This is a genomic window from Aliifodinibius sp. S!AR15-10, assembly GCF_031569985.1.
Lineage (GTDB): Bacteria > Bacteroidota > Rhodothermia > Balneolales > Balneolaceae > JAMQKA01.
The window spans coordinates 1-17719 of record NZ_JAMQKA010000012.1 but is presented as its reverse complement, the minus strand read 5'-3'; the positions used below and the strand labels follow the sequence as shown (position 1 = coordinate 17719).

The following is a 17719-nucleotide window of genomic DNA, read 5'->3' as shown; positions in this document are numbered from 1 at the left end:
AGGTGTTAACGTTTGAATGTTTGGGGGATGAAATTGGGTTCACGGGTTTTAACGATTCAACAACTCAACATCAAAGATAAACATATCAAAGGTGCAGCCCAATGTGGGAAGTGGCCGCACCAAACAACAAAGCTGCACAAAGAGGAAACCTTTGTATCTCTGTGTTCTTCGTGCCCTCTGTGGTTAACGGGTTGGGAGGTGGACAGTTTATAAGCGAAAATCACAGCCATAAAAAAAGCCCGCCCTGAAAAGGGCAGGCCAAGTCTTCAATATCAGTAAGACTATTTGTAATCAAGGCTCGTAACGTTAATAGCGCTTAGGCCTTTAGGAGTTTCTTCAACTTCAAACTCAACGTTTTCATCGTCTTCCAGTCCTTGGTTTGGTCCAAGACCTTCAACGTTGTTTCTGTGAACGAAAACATCTTTTCCACCCTCGTCAGGCTTGATGAATCCAAATCCTTTTTGTGTATCGAAAAACTTAACTTTTCCTTGTTGCATATCGTAAATTGTATGTTTTATATCACCTATGGGCTTATCTGATGAAGAGTTGCATTAACGCACCGTTTCAAAATTACACTTTGTAGGTGGGTAAATTGAAAATAACACCTAGTATAAGGTTTTTTTTGGGAGATGCCTAATAAATCCACTTTTATCAATTATTTAGCCATCCAGGGCATTGTGCTGGATGTTGAAGAGTTGAGATGTAGATTAATGTCAGAAGGTCGAAGGTCAAAAAGTCGAAGGTTGAAGGTTGCATGTTGAATGTTGGGGATTCATATTCGGAATTCTGAATAGAAATCCTTGGCGGTTCTCCGCGCCTTCTCTGCGTATCCTTTGCGGTTAATATTAATGTGCTGAAGTGTTGAGGTGTTAACGTGTGATTGTTTGGGGGGGGATGAAATTGGGTTCACGGGTTTTAAACGATTCAACAATTCAACATTTCAACGGTTCAACGTCAAAAATAAACTTATCAAAGGTGCAGCCCACTTGACAAGTGGACCGCACCAAATCACAAAAGAAATACCTTCGTGGTTCTCTGTGTTCTCGGTGTACTCTGTGGTTAACCCATGAAAAACGTGCATCAAGCAGTATACCGGTAGACAAAGTGATGGATTTTTTGCCCATAGACTACTACACGCCCGGTAGTGGGCTACTACTTCGCAGGGAGAGGCCCACTCAGATGCTCCTGGCAGACTACTCAAACCGATTGAGTAACCCACTCAAGCATTGCTGGTAGTCCACCCAAGCGTCTTTGGTAGTCTGCTCAAGCGTTCTTGCTAGCCTACCCAAGCATTATTGGTAGTCCACTCAGAGATATTTGGTAGTCTAGTGCAGACACTTTGAGTAGTGCACCCAAGCTTCTTTACTAGTAAGGGGAGGGAAGGCCACCCTGCCTGTCAGGGCAGAGAGGCCACTTATGAGAACAACAATTTAGGGCGCTACTAATGTTGCGTCTAGTTTACCTGCTCTTATATCGTTTTGACCGTGGGGTACCGTCCGCACCTCCAGCTCATACTCCCCGCTGGCCAGGCCCTCCGGCACCATAAAGATCAGGTTGGAGGGCATGTTGCGCATGATGGTTTGCACCTTGGTCTCCGTGCCGTCAGAGGCGATGAAGAAGATGCCCTGGTCGTCCGCCTCCGGGTCCACCTTTAGGTGGCTGCCCCTGAGCTCCGCGGGCTCCCCGGGCGTGACGGTATCGTTCTTGCTTTCGGTGGTATAGTCGCGGAACGTCACCAGCACCGGCTGTATCTTGCTTGCCTCCACCTTCTCCACCGACAGCTCTTCAGCGATCTCCCCAATGCGCGGTCCCGGGTTGACGTTGAGGCGCACGTAGTGGCGCTCACGGTCGAAGTCGTCGCTGCCGTCTTCAAAGACACCCGATATAGAAGCGTTCGTACGGAACAGCGGCGTGTTGATGCGGTCGCCGTCCGCCAGGAACTTGGCGATGACGGCGTGATAGCCCTCCACCACCGAAATGATATCCTCTTTGGTTACTGTAGAACCCCGAAAGTCCATCTCCTCGATGATATCATCCATGTCTCGTGCCGTTTGGTCCTGCACGATCGCCATGTGATCATCGGGATTATCCGTAAGGTGATTGGGTATTAATGAATATTTAATCATAGCAAACTTGATGTTTAATTAGAATTATAACTCTGTAGGTGCACTAGTTGGCTAGTGCACTTGTTAGACCGCTTTCAAAGCAAATCCTTACAAAATAATATTCCCCCATTTGTGAGGTGGGGGTGAAACGGGGTTTATAGGGTGTGAGGCGGGATTATCATGACTAGAATGACATGCTGATTAATTTAGGGTATAATGGTTTTTGCCGGGTACAGGACTATTAATTACGTGAATTGTGCGTGTGAATAAGGCTAAAATTCTTTAAAGCCTCTCAGTCATCCTGAACTTGTGCTACGAAGCCCGTGGGCGTAGTTGTACTTGATTCAGGATCTCGCAGCGGCAATTAGCTTTGATATAGATTTTGGGCGTAACCAGCGTTACTGTTCTCTACGAGATCCCGCATCGCGGTGCGGGATGACTGAGAGACCTGGAACAACCACACAACACGTATATGCTCTTTAAATTAATGGAATAGTCGAGTTCATTTTTGTTAGTTTTACAGGTTGCAAAACCGAATATAATTACTTGTGATGGCAGACGTCCACGAACCGGAAACCCGCAGTTATAATATGAGCCAGATTCAGGGCAAGGATACCAAGCCTGAAATGCTGGTTCGCAAGTTTCTGCATTCCAATGGATTTCGATACCGGTTGCATGTGAAAGATCTGCCGGGCAAGCCGGACTTGGTTTTGCCCAAGTATAATTCTGTGATATTTGTCCACGGCTGCTTCTGGCACGCCCACGAAGACTGTAAATATTTTAAGATTCCCAAGACTCGTACCGAGTGGTGGAAGGAAAAACTTTATGGGAATAAGGAACGGGATGAGAGAAATATTGAGGAGCTCGAGGAAGAGGGATGGAATGTGATTGTGGTTTGGGGGTGTGAGTTGAAGTCTAGAGAAAGAGAAAATGCACTCGTAGATTTATTGGAAACGTTAGAAGAGGTAGGAAAAAGCTAAATGCTCCTCACCCTTTATCCTTATATGCATATGCAATTCATAATACGTTGGCGTGCAGTCGCTTTTTTAAAATTGTGCTTTCCAAGATATTCCTGCATATTTAGCCTAATAATTGTTTGGCTATAGAAATAAAGCATTAAATTTTGTATGGGCACCAATTCAAGGGATAAAAATCATAAGTTCAGGGCCGTCGATTTTTTCTGTGGCGCTGGTGGTGTAACTTGTGGATTTGAAGAAGGAGGAATTGATGTTATTCTTGGAATTGATAAAGATGGGTCCTGCAAGAAGACCTATGAAGAAAATAATGAAGCTAGTTTTTTAGAAGCTGATATTAGCAAGCTAGATAAAGAATACCTCTCTGAAGATTATGGGATAGAAAGAAATGATGACAATCTGATATTTATAGGTTGCAGTCCTTGTCAGTACTATACCAATTTGAAAACTGATAAGACTAAATCAAAGGCATCAAGGCTATTATTAGAGGATTTCCAAGAGTTTGTAGAGTATTATAAACCTGGTTTTATTTTTATTGAAAATGTACCTGGTATTGAAAAAAAGGAAGAGAGCCCGCTCAAGGATTTTAAATGTTTTCTATCAGCCGAACAGTATGAATATGATGAAGATGTGATCAATGCCAAATACTTAGGAGTCCCGCAGAATAGAAGAAGATATGTGTTGGTTGCGACGAGAGTAAGAAAAGATATTCATTTACCGACAGAGAATAAGGACGAAATAAAGACTCTTAAAGAGGCTATTGGTGATTATAATACCTTTCCTAAAGTTGAAGCAGGGAATACTGATGATTCAGATTTTCAGCATTCTGTAGCTAATCTTTCCTCGTTAAATTTGAAGAGAGTCAAAAATACTCCTAAAGATGGAGGTTCAAGGTTAAGTTGGGCAGATGATGAGGAGCTTCAACTAGATTGCTACAGAAACCATGACGGTCATTACGATGTGTATGGAAGAATGCATTGGGATAGGCCCTCACCAACTATTACTACTAAATTTAGATATACTTCAACGGGACGATATACTCATCCAGAACAAGATAGGGGTATATCATTGCGAGAAGGAGCTACTCTTCAGTCTTTTCCGTTGGATTATGTTTTCCATTCTAAGAGTCAAAATGATATAGCAAAAATGATTGGCAATGCAGTCCCACCGATGCTAGCTCAAAAAGTAGCTAATGCTATAATCTATAGTAATTAAACGATGCCTCATTTTAGGACGAAAGCACGAGCAGTTGATCTATTAGGAAAAGGCCAAATAGCAGATTTACCTACTGCTATAACAGAGCTTTGGAAAAATGGTTATGATGCTTATGGAGATAATTTAGAAGCTCATCTGTATTTCTCTGAGTACAAAAATGTTAAAGACCCTTTTTTTGTTATCTCTGACGATGGAAAAGGGATGTCTGAAAAGGATATTCTAGAAAAATGGATTGTCCTGGGTACGGATTCTAAAGTTAGAAGACAGCTTCCTGAAAAAGGTCCTAAAACTTTATGGAAAAAACCCCGCCTGCCAACAGGTGAAAAAGGAATTGGCCGACTCTCTGTTGCTTACCTTGGTTCTCAAATGATAATGCTTACTAAAAAGATAGGCCATCCTCTGCAGGCCTTATTTTTTGATTGGCGAATTCTGGATAACTATAATTTATTTGTTGAAGACATAGACTTGCCACTAAAACCTATTAATTCGACTGATAACTTTGATTCTATATTTTCAAGTTTAATAGCAGATTTTAAAGATAACATACCATCAGAGAATTCGGATGATTTCTACAAGTGGGAAGAACATACAGAAATGATTCAAGAATTAAATGATGGAATAAAAGCTATTGACATCCCCTCTTTTTTTGAAAATGAAATTGTATCACCACTTATCGACATTGAAAATGCCCATGGGACTAAATTTGTAATATTAAATCCTATAGACCAATTAGAGCTACTTAAAAACTTTGACAAGTCTGAAGATGAAGAAAAGGATACAGTTGATTTCATTTTTTCTTGTTTAAGTGGCCTCTCTAATGTTTTTAAAACGAAAAGAGAGGATACCCCATTTGATACGAAATTTTTTATTTATGATGATGAAATACCTAATGAGGTAATTTCGACGAGAGATTTTTTTGATACTGAAGACTTTGGCAATTGCGATCATGTAATACAAGGTAAGTTTAACGAGAATGGACTTTTTGATGGAAAAGTAAAAATCTATAATCAAAGTATAGAACACCAATTTCGTGCAAATAGGCCTCCTGGTGGAACACCTTATGGACCCTTTGAGTTGAAATTTGGCTATGTGGAGGGAGTCAAATCAAAGAGTTCTTTAAATAACGAACAGTATAGAAGCATCAGAGATAAATTAGATTTATATGGTGGGTTATACATATATCGGGATGGATTTAGAGTTCTACCTTATGGGCGGTCTGACTATGACTTTCTGAAATTGGAGGAAAGACGTTCTAAAAGTGCTGGCTACTATTACTTTAGTTATCGAAATATGTTTGGATATATAGAAATATCCAGAGAAACGAATAGTTCGCTACGCGATAAAGCTGGGAGAGAAGGTTTTATCAATAACAAAGCTTATCAAGAGTTCAAATCTGATTTACAAGCCTTTTTTTATGACCTGGCCAGAAAATATTTTGGCACAGATGCAGAAGAAGATTTCCGTGAAACACAGAAAGAAGAGATTGAACAAGAGAAACTTGAACATGAAAGAGAAAAAAAAGAGAGAAAAGAGTTTGCCAAAAAACTAACTCAGCTACCAAAAGATTTAAATACAGTTGAGAACAAATTATCAGATCTAAACCGACAATTACAGAAAAAGCTTGAGCAAGCAACTGTAGTATATGATGAGATTGAACAGATTTTAAGAAAGATAGAAGAATGCAAAATTGAAGCAGGAAATTTAGCACCACCTGAGCCAGTTCGTTTCGAACCTACGGATCATCAACGAAAGAAGTTATATGAGTATGAAAAATATTATAAGGAGTTCAATCAGTCTATATTAAATAAAACAGAAGATATAGTTTCTTTAGCTCAAGAAAGACTAAAAGAAAGAGAGCTGATCGAAGAATTTGAACGAAAGGTTAGCCAGTATGAAGATTCCCTTAAGGAATCGATTGAGCAGTACAAGTCTAAGTTTTCAGAAACTTTTGATAAGCTTAAAAAAGAAATTGACAATCAGAAAAGGGAAGAGTTAAAACAGTTCAAAGAAGACTATTCAAGCTTAACTCCAGTTAAGCCAAATTCAGCAATAATAACTAAAAACTTACAACTCATTGAGAACTTTTTTAAAGAAAGAAGAGAAGAAGCCAAGAAAAAAATTGAACCATTAGTCGATCATATCGATAAGCTAACCCTTGGGGTAAATGAAGATATTCTTGTTGGTTATTATAAATTGCAATATCAGCAGTTAAAAGAAAGATGGGAAGAAACACAGGAGCTTGCTCAATTAGGTATTGCTGTAGAAATAATTGATCATCAATTTAACGCTACTTATGCTCGGCTTTCTAATATTATTTCAAATTTAGATGGTTCGCTGAAAGAAGATGAGGATAGCCAAAGATTGTATGACAATTTACGTAGTCTATTTAGTCATCTGGAGGACAACTACAAATTACTTACACCTCTCTACAGAACTACCGGCAGAGTACGAAAAGACATATCCGGGGAAGAAATAAAAAACTATATCAAAAGCTTTTATCGAAAAGAGCTTGAAGAAAAAAATATTCAGATAACAAGCAGCAAAGACTTCGATAAAGCTACCTATTTTACCTATGAGTCGATACTAAAGCCTGTATTTATTAATATTGTCAATAATGCTATTTATTGGTTGCGATCTTCAGAAGAACGTAAAATTCATTTTGACTATATAGATGGGAAGATGTTGATTATGAATTCAGGAGAACCAATTGAAGATATATACGTCCGGGATGGAGATATATTTAAATTGTTTTTTACAAGGAAACCAAAGGGGCGTGGTATTGGACTTTATTTAGCAAAAACTACTTTGAATAGCGTTGGCTTTAATATTGAGGCAAGTAACGATCCCAAATTTAATAAACTAGATGGAGCTTGCTTCATTATTGAAAAACAAGAAAAATAATTGTTATGAGTGAAGGAGAATTTACAGAAGTAGCGAAAGGAATAGTCAAGGAGTCCATTAGCTCGGGCATTTTTATTGATGATAAAACTTTAATGGCCTTTGAAGAGAAGGGGGAGGACGCTGATTTAGATAATCCTTCAGAACTATACAATAGCTTTAGGAAAAGAAATTGTTCATTAGATATTTATCGATATCAACCTGATAGTTGGGAGGGTGATCTCGATTATATTCTAAATAACAGAGATTTAATAATACTTGATTGGCAACTAGATGGAGATGAACCTAATTATGTTCCAGCCCTCAATATCCTAGAGTCCGCTATAAAGGCAAAGAACATACATTTTATTTGTATCTATACACAAATACCAGAGCCGGAACTTCTTGAGAAAGTTGTATATCAGATATTGGGTTATTTTTGTAATAACACAGAAAACTTCGATAATGCACAATTTCGACAAAATTTAGATCAAAAAGGTTTAGTAAGTGACGAAGTCATTGAGAAGCTAAGCCCTATATTAAAAGAATTAGCTATATATAAAGATAACAGAGAGAAAAGAGGTTCCATAAAAGGAGATCTCGTTAAGTATTTGAATGAAAAATTTGAAGATGGTATAGAGGAGTTTCGGAATCTAATAGAAGAACATTTCTCAGATTTTGATCAAGGTATATTAGAACTTGGCTATCATTTAAATAGAACTGAAGTACGTGATGAAATCGAGGACAATAAGTTTGATTTAAGAATATCTGAAGAAGATGATGAAAAAACCGTTTTTATAAATCAAACAGTCATAAAAATTAGAGCTAAAAAAGATATTGATAAAGATAGGCTATATGATAATTTCACCGATTCTTTATTAAATGAGCACAATATTTTCTTGACTCTTCTTGGTTTAGAGTTAAGAAATCTTTTTAGGAAAAGTTCTGCATTTATAGGAAAGGAATTAGAAGGAATCGATGAATTAGCTTTTTTTCATCATCATGATCAATATACAGAGGAAGACACTGTTGAAGCTTTTTATGAATTCTTAAGAGAAATTTGGCGTGATCAAGCTTCTTCATTTTTATTAGAAGAAAACCCGCAACTACTAAAATTCCTCAATAAATATAAAGCGGAGAATGGTATAGTAGGCAAGTTAGAAGAATTTAAAAGTGATAGTAATTTTAGTGAAAGCCTTTCTACTTTAAATCTTGTATATAATAAACTAAATGTAATTCGAAAGACGGATGATATAATAAGATTTGGGGATGTTTTTTATTCTGAAATTGATGATGAAACCAAATTTTTTATCTGTTTAACTCCTCACTGCGATTGTTTAAGAGCTGAGAAAATAGATCATAATTACTTTTTTACTGAGGGTAAGGAAATAAATTTAAGTACTGGTTTAGAAAAGGCTGAAACTGACTTTGTTTCATTTATAATGAATAATCAAGAAAAATTGAGTTGCATAGATTGGGAAAAATGTAAGCCGTTTAGCTTCTATATTTCAGATAATCAAATCGGATCAAAAATAGAGGTTGCTTATAAAGGCGCAGAGATTGAGTTACATTACCTTTGTTCGATTAAAGAAAATTATGCTCAGCGGATCGCTAATAATGCTTTTAGTAATCCAATGCGTGTTGGTATTGTTATGGCAAATACTAAGGAAGCTGAATAATGTATGCCAGGTAATGATTGGAAACGAGAAGAAGTAGCTGCAATAGTTCCAGATTATTTTGATATGCTCACAAAAGAGCTGTCAGGGAAAAATTATGGGAAAGCTGAGCATCGTAGGCAATTACGAAAAATTATTTATCGTTCCCATGGGGCAATTGAAAGAAAGCACATGAACATAAGTGCTATTCTAGTCGAAAAATACCTACAGGCACATCCTGAACTAGATCCACTTATAAATGAGTTTCTGTTGAGTGACATAACAACTCCAGAAATAAAAAATATTCTAAAATCAGAAGTCGAAGTTCCAGATTTTGATAAAAGGTTTAATGAAGATCGTATTGAATATGTTAATGAATCAGAGACAAATTATTATGTAAGGGAACAAAGAAATAAAAAGCTTGGTTTGCTTGGAGAAAAATTTGTCATCAAATATGAGAAGCAAAAGCTATTAACCATAGGACAAGAAAATTTAGCAGACAAAATTGAACATATATCTCAGACCGTTGGAGATTCGGCTGGATTCGATATTCTATCTTTCGATGATAAGGGAAATGAAAAATTTATTGAAGTAAAGACGACGAAATTAGATAAAAATTCACCTTTCTATTTTACCCGAAATGAATTAGGCTTGTCAAGAAATAAGAATGATCAGTACAGCCTGTATCGTGTTTTTCGTTTTCAAAAGAAGCCACAATTCTATCAGTTACAGGGTGCGCTTGACAAAACCTGCAAATCAATTTCAACGGAATACATGGGGTGGCCTAAATAAAAAATTCTCATTCACTACCCCCCCCATCTGTCCCAGAATATTCTCATTCCATGAATCGAACATAAAACCAAGCCCACTGGGTTCCTCTATATTAAGTACGGGGTTCATCCACGTACGGGCTTGCGTGGCGTACTGTATCGCTTCACCAAAGGTGCCGACTTCAACATCCTCGGGGGCTATACCCTCAATGGAGGACGCAGAGCGTCCAGACGGTTCAGCCGCAGAGCGAACTGAACCAAGCGATTCTGCTGGAGGGCGCAAAGGGTCCGAATGGTTCAGCCACAGAGCTCCCTTTCGTTAAAACTACAGAGGATAGGCGACTGAACTGAGATAAAATTTTTAAAATAATTGCTCGGTCCCGACGCTCTGCGTTGGGACCTGCTGTACGCTCTGCGTACCACTATTTATAAAAACGTGACCATGCGAAAATTTTCTTGTAAGGATTTGCCTCTATAGCGGTCTATTAAGTAAACACTAATAATAACAGCCTGTTAACCATGGCAAATCGTGATTACAAGATATATGATGAGAGCTATCCTTATTTCATTACTACCAGTATTCGTTTTGGCCTGCCTTTATTTAGTGATCCTGGCGCGGTCCAAATAGTACTTGAAAATATCAGGTTCCTGCGGAAGGAAAGAGGCGTTAACGTATTTGCCTATGTAATTATGGCGAATCATACTCACGCTATTATGCAAGGTACGGATCTCAAGAATAAAATCAGTCGCTTTAAATCGTATTCTGCGAGAAAGATTGGTGATCTGTTTAGGGAGCGAGGGAGAAGTCGCTGGTTAAAACGGCTCAAAAAAGTAAAACCCGAACATAAAACAGATCGACACTTCCAGTTTTGGGAAGAAAGTTTTCATCCCAAACAGATTGAAGGTGATGACATGATGGACCAAAAGATTACCTATATCCATCAGAATCCGGTGAAACGTGGATATGTCGATAAGCCCGAGCATTGGCGGTATTCTTCGGCACGTAATTATTTGGGAAGTGAAGGGCTTATCGAAATTGATGGGTTCGAAGGACGGATAGTGTAACAGACAGATATTGTGCCTGTGGGACGCAGAGCGTCCGCCGTGTTCAGCCGCGGAGCGAACTGAACCAAGCGATTCTGCTGGAGGGACGCAAAGTGACCGCACAATTCAGCCGCAGAGCCCCCTTTCGTTAAAACCAAGATAAATTGTTAAAATAATTGCTTGGTCCCGACGCTCTGCGTTGGGACCTACACTACGCTCTGCGTACAGAAAAGACATGGTTACTAAAAGCAGTGGTTCCGATACAATTCGATTAACAGAATTGGATAGGGTAGTTGACGCAGAGCGCTATTTATGTGTTGTGGGTCAGCAGTATCCCCCACCTTTTTTCGAAGATGAGCGACTTAAATCAGGGCGTTCAAGTTCGGGTTCCAGTGGTAAATATTGATGGTTTTTCAGGCGCAATTTTTTGCGGATCGATTCTACTCATTCTATGCGCTGCCACACCTCCTCAAGTTGTAATTCCTCTATCTGACCGGAGTGATACCAGGTGTCACCTTCGATCCGGCATTCGTAGGGGGTTGGGCCCGCTTCAAGGGCCATCGGGTTGGAATGGTACTCCCGTTCGACGGTATGGGTGTTTCCCGTAGTGCTGTGTTTTCCACCACCCCCCGTTAATTCTCCTGTCTCGGGTGACTTGGAGATGAACATCCAATGCGTAGGGGTGACGAGCTTCAGTGATTTCCTCTGCGACGCGTCAACAACGACCGTTGAGTCAGGATAGATGATCGTGGCGGAGACAAACTCCCAGGCGCCTTCGATGTTGTCGCAAGTTCCCTTAGTTGTATTGCCCTCTTGTCCAAAGGTGGTATTCGTTAAGAGTATAAGGAGTACGAGTGAAAGAATTGTTTTCATTATAAACCTCGCTTGTTTGAGTGAACAGTTGATTGTTTGTTGGAATCCCTCTCTTCTAATTATCCCAATAAGCTCATCGGAATAATACATTACCTTAATATATTAATTTTACTAAGTTTAAAGGATGTAAATTACAACGAATAAAAGACGACGTGGAGCGTCCGCCGTGTTCAGCCGTGGAGCGACTGAACTAAGAAATTCTGCTGGAGGGACGCAAAGTGTCTGCACAGTTCAGCCGCGGAGCACTCTTTCGTTAAAACTACAGAGGAAAGGCGACAGAACTGAGGTATAAATTATATTTATCTCGTCCCGTACCTCCGGTGCGGGACGCATCCGGTCAGGACCTCAGGTCCTAGAGGCCCATGGATTTGCAGTGATTCTCTGAGATCTTCGATCCGGAGAAGTAGGCTGCACCAGAGGTGCGGCTTTGGCGGGCCAGACCGGAGGTCAGGCACGAGATAAAAATTATATTAGCTGCTCGGTCCCTAAAGTTTACCCTACGAAACTTTAGTGAAGTTGGGCTCCGCGTTGGGGGTAGTGTCCCAATATCTTTCTCGCAAGTACAGATCTTCCTTTAACTACAACACCGTTATCCTGCTTCACCACCAGGTGGGCCTTGGGTAACAACCGGTACTTGAATAATTTTTCCGGTTCCCAAACATTGTATACATAGCAGGTAACGCAAAAAATCATTTCAAGAAATAGTGCCATGCTGCAACAAGCCCCCGAATATATCCGGGATCCGCGGTGGAGGCTTACGCGTGACGACTTCACCCCCGCTTACCTGAAGCTGTACGAGGCCGACCGGTCCGCCTTTAAGGAGCGCATCGAAGAGGGACTGCAGCAGCTCCGGAACTGCCGCGTCTGCCCGCGGGACTGTGAGGTGGACCGGATAAATGATGAGCACGGCAAATGCCGCACCGGTCGTTGGCCATATGTGGGCAGCTACTTTCCCCATTTCGGAGAGGAAGACTGCCTGCGCGGATGGAACGGGTCGGGAACCATCTTTTTCTCCTTTTGCAACCTGAAGTGCGTGTTCTGCCAGAATCATGAGCTCTCCTGGGAGGGAGCCGGGGAGGCGGTAACGCCCGACGAGCTGTCCGATATGATGATTGAACTGCAGGAGCGGGGGTGCCACAATATTAATTTTGTGACGCCCGAGCACGTGGTGCCCCAGCTGCTGGAGGCCCTGCCGCCGGCTATCGAAAAGGGCCTGCGGCTTCCCATTGTCTATAACACCAGCGCGTTCGATTCGATGCACTCCCTGGAGCTGATGGAGAATATTGTGGATATCTACATGCCCGATTTCAAGTTCTGGGATCCGGACCTCTCCCGCTACTACACCACCGAGCGGAGTTACCCGGAGGTGGCCCGTGCCGTCATTAAGGAGATGTACCGCCAGGTCGGCGATCTGATGCTCGACGATGACGGGCTGGCCCTGCGGGGACTGATCGTCCGCCACCTGGTGATGCCGAACGGGACGGGCGGCGCCGAAGATATTTTCCGGTTCCTGGCCGAAGATATTTCGGAGGACACCTACGTAACGGTGATGGACCAGTACCGTCCCGACGCGCAGGTGCAGAGAAAACCGGAGCGCTACGATAAGATCAGCCGGCCCACCAACCGGCAGGAGTTCCGTGAAGCCCGTCAGGCGGCGCGGGACGCCGGCCTCCACCGGCTGGACGAACGCTGGAGAGATCCTCGTTCCTTCCGCAGAATTCCCCAATTTTAGGGCGTCAACTTGCCGTTATGGCTGCTTAAATAGGGCTTTCTTATAACATGGTAATGACTGAGCAGTTAAAATGGTTGATCGAAATGCAAGGTTTTCTTGGTTTTTTAAAATTATCCTGCACTTTTGAAGCCAGCATAAAACCATTGCTATCCTGAGATCCTGTTTCAGTCGGCAATCTCGGCATGGGGTGTTCATTTTTTCAGCGATGAATCCGCCGGTAGTCGGACTAAAGAACTGAACGAAATCGCCGGCTAGGGTAAACTTAACCTGGAGCTGACGTCTATACGCTAAAAAAATCATAGATTTTTTCTTAACGCTCCCATCCGCCCTCTTCCGGGCGGTCAACTTTACCAAGGCCGGAAGCGGGAGGATGATCTTATTTTATTAAGCCTGTTTACATGGGAGATATTGAATTCCTTGCCAGCCCCTCGTCAAACAGAGATGCTTCGGTTGTTCATTATTTGCTGCAGCTCTTTACGTAATATCTTCGGCCTTGCGATTTATGAGCAAACGGAGCGGAGGCGTGAAGAAAGAAATTCTGTTTAGTTTGTAGTTAAAAGCTATGAAGGCGGAAGATCTATGCATCCAGAAAAGCCACAAGTCGATAACTTCTAGATTTCTTTTATCCCGAAAGCCTTCGGGAGAATAAATCCCAGCCGGTGAATTTTTTGGTGGACAGTTCGCTAGTCTGGCCACCGGCGGATTTTCTTCAATGAAAAAATGAAGGCACTACGGGTGGAGGCCTATGGATTGATAAATAGGGGGGGCTTGAACCTCTATGCATTAATTTATGGTAGATAGGGATTATTTCTTTACAATCGAAGTGGTCACCCAAGCCCCACCCCTTCGTTTAAAACTACGGAGTGCATGCTTCGGACTTCACTTATTGCTTTTTATTTGGGGATAGCCATAAGGGGGATACCTTTTAAACCCCCACCCCGACAAAAAATAACTGATAACAAGTAACTAATAACCAAACCCTACGCCAGGATATTCTCGTTGCCTGAATCGGCCACAAAAACGCAGGCCGACTGGGTTTGCTCTACATACGTACGGAGCTCATCCAGGTCCGGGTCATCAGGCAGGCCCAGAAGATCAAGGTCGGCTTGCGGGGCGTGTTGTATCGCTTCGGCAAAGGTGCCGATTTCAACATGGGACTGTGCATCCGGCAGGCGTGCGGCATCCAGCAGGTTCTCGAGATAGCGGTATGCTTCTTCAACCTGTTCCTCTTCTACGACGGTGATGACCCGCATCTGGGCATTCCAGTTTATCTTGAGCTTGTAGGCCGTAAGCAGCGCCAGGTCCATATTGCCCAGCTCCATACTCAAATCCCAATCGGGACTCTTTTCCCTGATCCACACATTCACGGACGAACTTCTCCCCAGCTGTGCTATGGGATCCTCGACATAGAGCTGAATACCCATGTTGTGGAGTCGTGCCTCTTTGAGAATAGAGTAGAGTTCTTCATCGTACCGTTTATGGCTCGGCAGTCGAAGAAAGAGGATGTTGGGCCTGAAAAATGTGCCTTGCAGGGTCTGGAGAGAGGTTAGAACCGCCTGCTTGAAATCATTCGAATCAATGATGCTCCACCGGGTATACACATTTTCCCTGCTGAACGACATGGCAAAATCCATCAGCGAATCCCTGAACGCACTGCTGTCGTTGTTGCCGCTCATCCCCACCAGTTTTACCGAGCCCTTGGGATACACCAGGTTCCGGATCAGGCTAAAACTACCCCGCAGCTCACGCGCACTGCGCACCGGCACCAACAGGTTGGCTTTCCAGGCCCGTTCATTGGTTTCAGGGAGCAGGGATACCCGCTTGGCCGCCCACTCAGCCAACGACACAAACAGGCCGCTCCGCATATCGCCGTAGGGCACCTCAAGCTTCCTGTTGGTCAGGTACAGGTAGGTGATAATGACAAAGCCGAGTGCGATGAGTCCAAAGGTGGAGTTGATGATAAACATCGTAAACAGGCAGCCCACCGTGCCCAGGAACGGCACAAATCTGGGAATCTTGAATGTCGGGCGAAAACTGATCATGTCGAGCCGCTGCTCGATAAACACCACCAGGTTGATCATCGTGTAGGTGATCAGGAAGAACATGGTGATAAGCGGGGCGATGGTGTTCAGGTCCCGGACCAGCAGGGTTGCGAGTACTAAGCCACCGGTCAGCAGGATGGCGTTGCGGGGTTCGCCGTTGTCGGCAAGCTTGGAGAAGACCTCTCCGCCCGGGAATATCTTGTGGTCCCCCAGCGCCTGCAGGATCCGGGGCGCACCCACGATAGAAGCCAGCGCCGATGAAAACGTAGCCCCCAGCAGTCCGCCCAGCACCGCCGGAGCCCAGAATGCGTAATCGATCATTACATTGTAGTTGCTCACCAGCTCATCCACGGGTGCCACCTTGGCCATCCAGTAGCCCGAAGCCATGTAAATCAGGTAACTGATGGCAATGGCTGACAGCGTACCCAGTGGAATACTCCTCTTTGGATTTTTGAGCTCCCCCGACATGTTGGCCCCGGCCATAATGCCCGTGGCGGCAGGGAAGAATACGGCAAAGACCACCCAAAAGCTGATGCCCCCAAAATTATTTTCGGGCTCGCCGGGGAACGTTCCCCACCACTGGATGCTGTGTTCCATCGCCCCGGTAAAAACAGTGGCCACCACCGAAACCAGTGCTGCGATAATGACCGCCAGTATGATGTACTGGATACGAAAAGCCAGTTTGGCACTTAAGAATGCAATAATAAAGAGAAGGCTGAATACGATGACATCGACGATTATGGCATAATGATCGGGAAAGATATAGAGCCAGCCCTCTCTGAAACCGAAAATATACATCGTGATGGCGAAGGTCTGCGCCAGGTACAGCGGAACGCCTACACTGCCTCCAACCTCCAGTCCCAGCGACTGCGATATAATGGAATACGCCCCACCGGCTTTAATCCGGATGTTTGTGGTAATGCACGACATCGACAGCGCGGTAAAAGTTACAATGACGAAGGCAAGCGTGATAGTGAGCCACCCGCCCAGTAACCCGGCATTCCCGATCACCCAGCCCTGCCGCAGAAACAGGATGACACCGAGAATGGTCAACAGTGTTGGGACAAAGACGCCGCCAAAGGTGCCGTACTTCTGCTGTATGGTGGACTCATGTTCCTCAACTTGATCTTGTAGCGTGGTTTCCTCTGTGGATTCTTTATTCATAGATCCCCATCGTTAATGCCGGCTAAAAATACCTTCCTACTCTAATCAAAGTATAAAATCGGTTTTAATGAGCAAATATGTTTCTTTTACAGTGGGAAGAGACTTCAGGTAATTAATTGGAGTCTCGAATCCCAATGGGGCTGTCCATTTTTTGAGTGATAAAAAAACAAATATCAAGGCATATGGACTCCAGGTTTATAAATAGGAGTTAATACCCCAATGGAGGTGTCCCTTTTGTCTTAAAACAAAAGAGACGAAAAATTCAAGAAGCATTTAACTCCTCCCCGCTGAACTCACCGGAAGCCTCTGGTTGTGCCCCTTGCCAGCGGCTCGTCAGACAGAAATGCTTCAGGTTTTCACCTTTTGCAATAACTAGTTATTTATGTCGGGTTCCTCTATAAAAAATGTTTTCCTTTGGTGACCCACTCCCCGAAAGTCTTCGGGACAGGCTTGTTCTCTCCCTACCAGCAGGGAGAGAGACTCGTTGATTGTATTCAGAGTTTACTCACCTCTGCGTTCCGCCCTTCGAAATTTTTGTTGAACAAAGTGACCGGAACCGAAGCGTTAAGAAACCATTTCTGTTTGAGGTCCGCGCGGCTCAGCGGAGCGAGTTAAATGGTTTTATCCCGGCAGCTGTCGGGAAACCAAAATTTCATCTGGCGGCGATTTTTTTCGTTCGTTTTTTTGATCGATCAAAAAATGGACAACATTATATCAATGAAAGCCACTTGGTTGTTAACTAAGAACAGGTTCTTCTTAAGCAGGTGTCGCTTTTATCTTGATCACGCCGGTAGTCGGACACGAACAAAAGAGGGACGAAAAAAATTCAAGCACCAGTTGGGGGCATTAATCTTTAAAAAAGCCACATCAAGGTGCAGCCCACTTTAGAACTGGACCGCACCGGTTTCAAACAGAAATACTTCGGTTTTTCACCTTTGCTGCAAATAGATAAATATTGAGCAATGAGGAAAGAAATGGGCAATATGTTCCGGAGTCCAGAGAATCCCTGCAGGTAGCTTACGTTAAAGCTAAAGATGTTCCAAAGCAATTAGCTATTGAAAGGCATTAAAGAACAACATCTGGGATTCTTTGGCGGCTTTTTTGGCCGTACAAAAAATGAACACGACAACAGGGAGAGATCTCTAGTGTCATTACCACTAAATAAAAGGGGTAAATGTGATTGGGTTTTTGTATTTTTCGAATAAAACATCATGGATAAACTCACCTTTCCCGACCTCTCTCAACAAGTCAAAGATCAACTCCTTACT

12 protein-coding genes are annotated in these 17719 nt (G+C 42.8%); 7 read left to right on the top strand and 5 right to left on the bottom strand.

The genetic code is table 11. From position 1 onward, the window contains the following. Positions 1-281: 281 nt before the first annotated feature. Both NC796_RS09785 and NC796_RS09780 read right to left on the bottom strand, forming a co-directional pair. Complete coding sequence (locus NC796_RS09785; protein ID WP_310684208.1) at positions 282-497, bottom strand: cold shock domain-containing protein; 216 nt, start codon at positions 495-497, stop codon at positions 282-284. A 933-nt stretch (positions 498-1430) separates the two neighbouring features. Next, the gene (locus tag NC796_RS09780; protein ID WP_310684207.1) at positions 1431-2126 is read right to left on the bottom strand and encodes a DNA-binding domain-containing protein; all 696 of its coding nucleotides are present in this window, start codon (positions 2124-2126) and stop codon (positions 1431-1433) included. A gap of 530 nt (positions 2127-2656) precedes the next feature. Here NC796_RS09780 and NC796_RS09775 point away from each other — a divergent pair. From NC796_RS09775 to NC796_RS09755, 5 genes are all read left to right on the top strand, one after another. Further along, positions 2657-3085 carry a DNA mismatch endonuclease Vsr gene (locus tag NC796_RS09775; protein WP_310684206.1) on the top strand — a complete coding sequence of 143 codons (429 nt, stop codon included), beginning with the start codon at positions 2657-2659 and terminating at the stop codon, positions 3083-3085. A 147-nt stretch (positions 3086-3232) separates the two neighbouring features. Further along, the gene (locus NC796_RS09770) at positions 3233-4294 is read left to right on the top strand and encodes a DNA cytosine methyltransferase (RefSeq protein WP_310684205.1); all 1062 of its coding nucleotides are present in this window, start codon (positions 3233-3235) and stop codon (positions 4292-4294) included. A gap of 3 nt (positions 4295-4297) precedes the next feature. After that, positions 4298-7195 (top strand): ATP-binding protein, encoded by a 2898-nt coding sequence (locus NC796_RS09765; protein ID WP_310684204.1) that lies wholly within the window; start codon positions 4298-4300, stop codon positions 7193-7195. A gap of 5 nt (positions 7196-7200) precedes the next feature. Further along, a complete protein-coding gene (locus NC796_RS09760; RefSeq protein ID WP_310684203.1) occupies positions 7201-8850 on the top strand; it encodes a response regulator receiver domain in 1650 nt (549 codons plus the stop codon). Positions 8851-8853: 3 nt separating this feature from the next. Next, on the top strand, positions 8854-9618 hold the full coding sequence (locus NC796_RS09755; RefSeq protein ID WP_310684202.1) for a DUF3883 domain-containing protein: 765 nt from the start codon (positions 8854-8856) through the stop codon (positions 9616-9618). On the opposite strand, the gene NC796_RS09750 is transcribed toward NC796_RS09755, so the two are convergent. Then, entirely contained in the window at positions 9589-9879 is a 291-nt protein-coding gene (locus tag NC796_RS09750) for a hypothetical protein (RefSeq protein ID WP_310684201.1), read from the bottom strand. The two genes, NC796_RS09755 and NC796_RS09750, sit on opposite strands and share 30 nt — an antisense overlap. Positions 9880-10115: 236 nt before the next feature. Between NC796_RS09750 and NC796_RS09745 the strand changes: the two genes are divergently transcribed. Continuing rightward, positions 10116-10661: an REP-associated tyrosine transposase gene (locus tag NC796_RS09745; RefSeq protein ID WP_310684200.1), complete on the top strand. Its 546-nt coding sequence runs from the start codon at positions 10116-10118 to the stop codon at positions 10659-10661. A 423-nt stretch (positions 10662-11084) separates the two neighbouring features. On the opposite strand, the gene NC796_RS09740 is transcribed toward NC796_RS09745, so the two are convergent. Further along, positions 11085-11603 carry a hypothetical protein gene (locus tag NC796_RS09740; protein ID WP_310684199.1) on the bottom strand — a complete coding sequence of 173 codons (519 nt, stop codon included), beginning with the start codon at positions 11601-11603 and terminating at the stop codon, positions 11085-11087. Positions 11604-12222: 619 nt separating this feature from the next. On the opposite strand from NC796_RS09740, the gene NC796_RS09735 reads away from it, so the two are divergent. Beyond that, a complete protein-coding gene (locus tag NC796_RS09735; protein ID WP_310684198.1) occupies positions 12223-13245 on the top strand; it encodes a radical SAM protein in 1023 nt (340 codons plus the stop codon). Between the two features lie 980 nt (positions 13246-14225). Here the strand turns inward: NC796_RS09735 and NC796_RS09730 are convergent. After that, entirely contained in the window at positions 14226-16451 is a 2226-nt protein-coding gene (locus NC796_RS09730) for an amino acid permease (protein WP_310684197.1), read from the bottom strand. Between the last annotated feature and the right edge of the window lie 1268 nt (positions 16452-17719).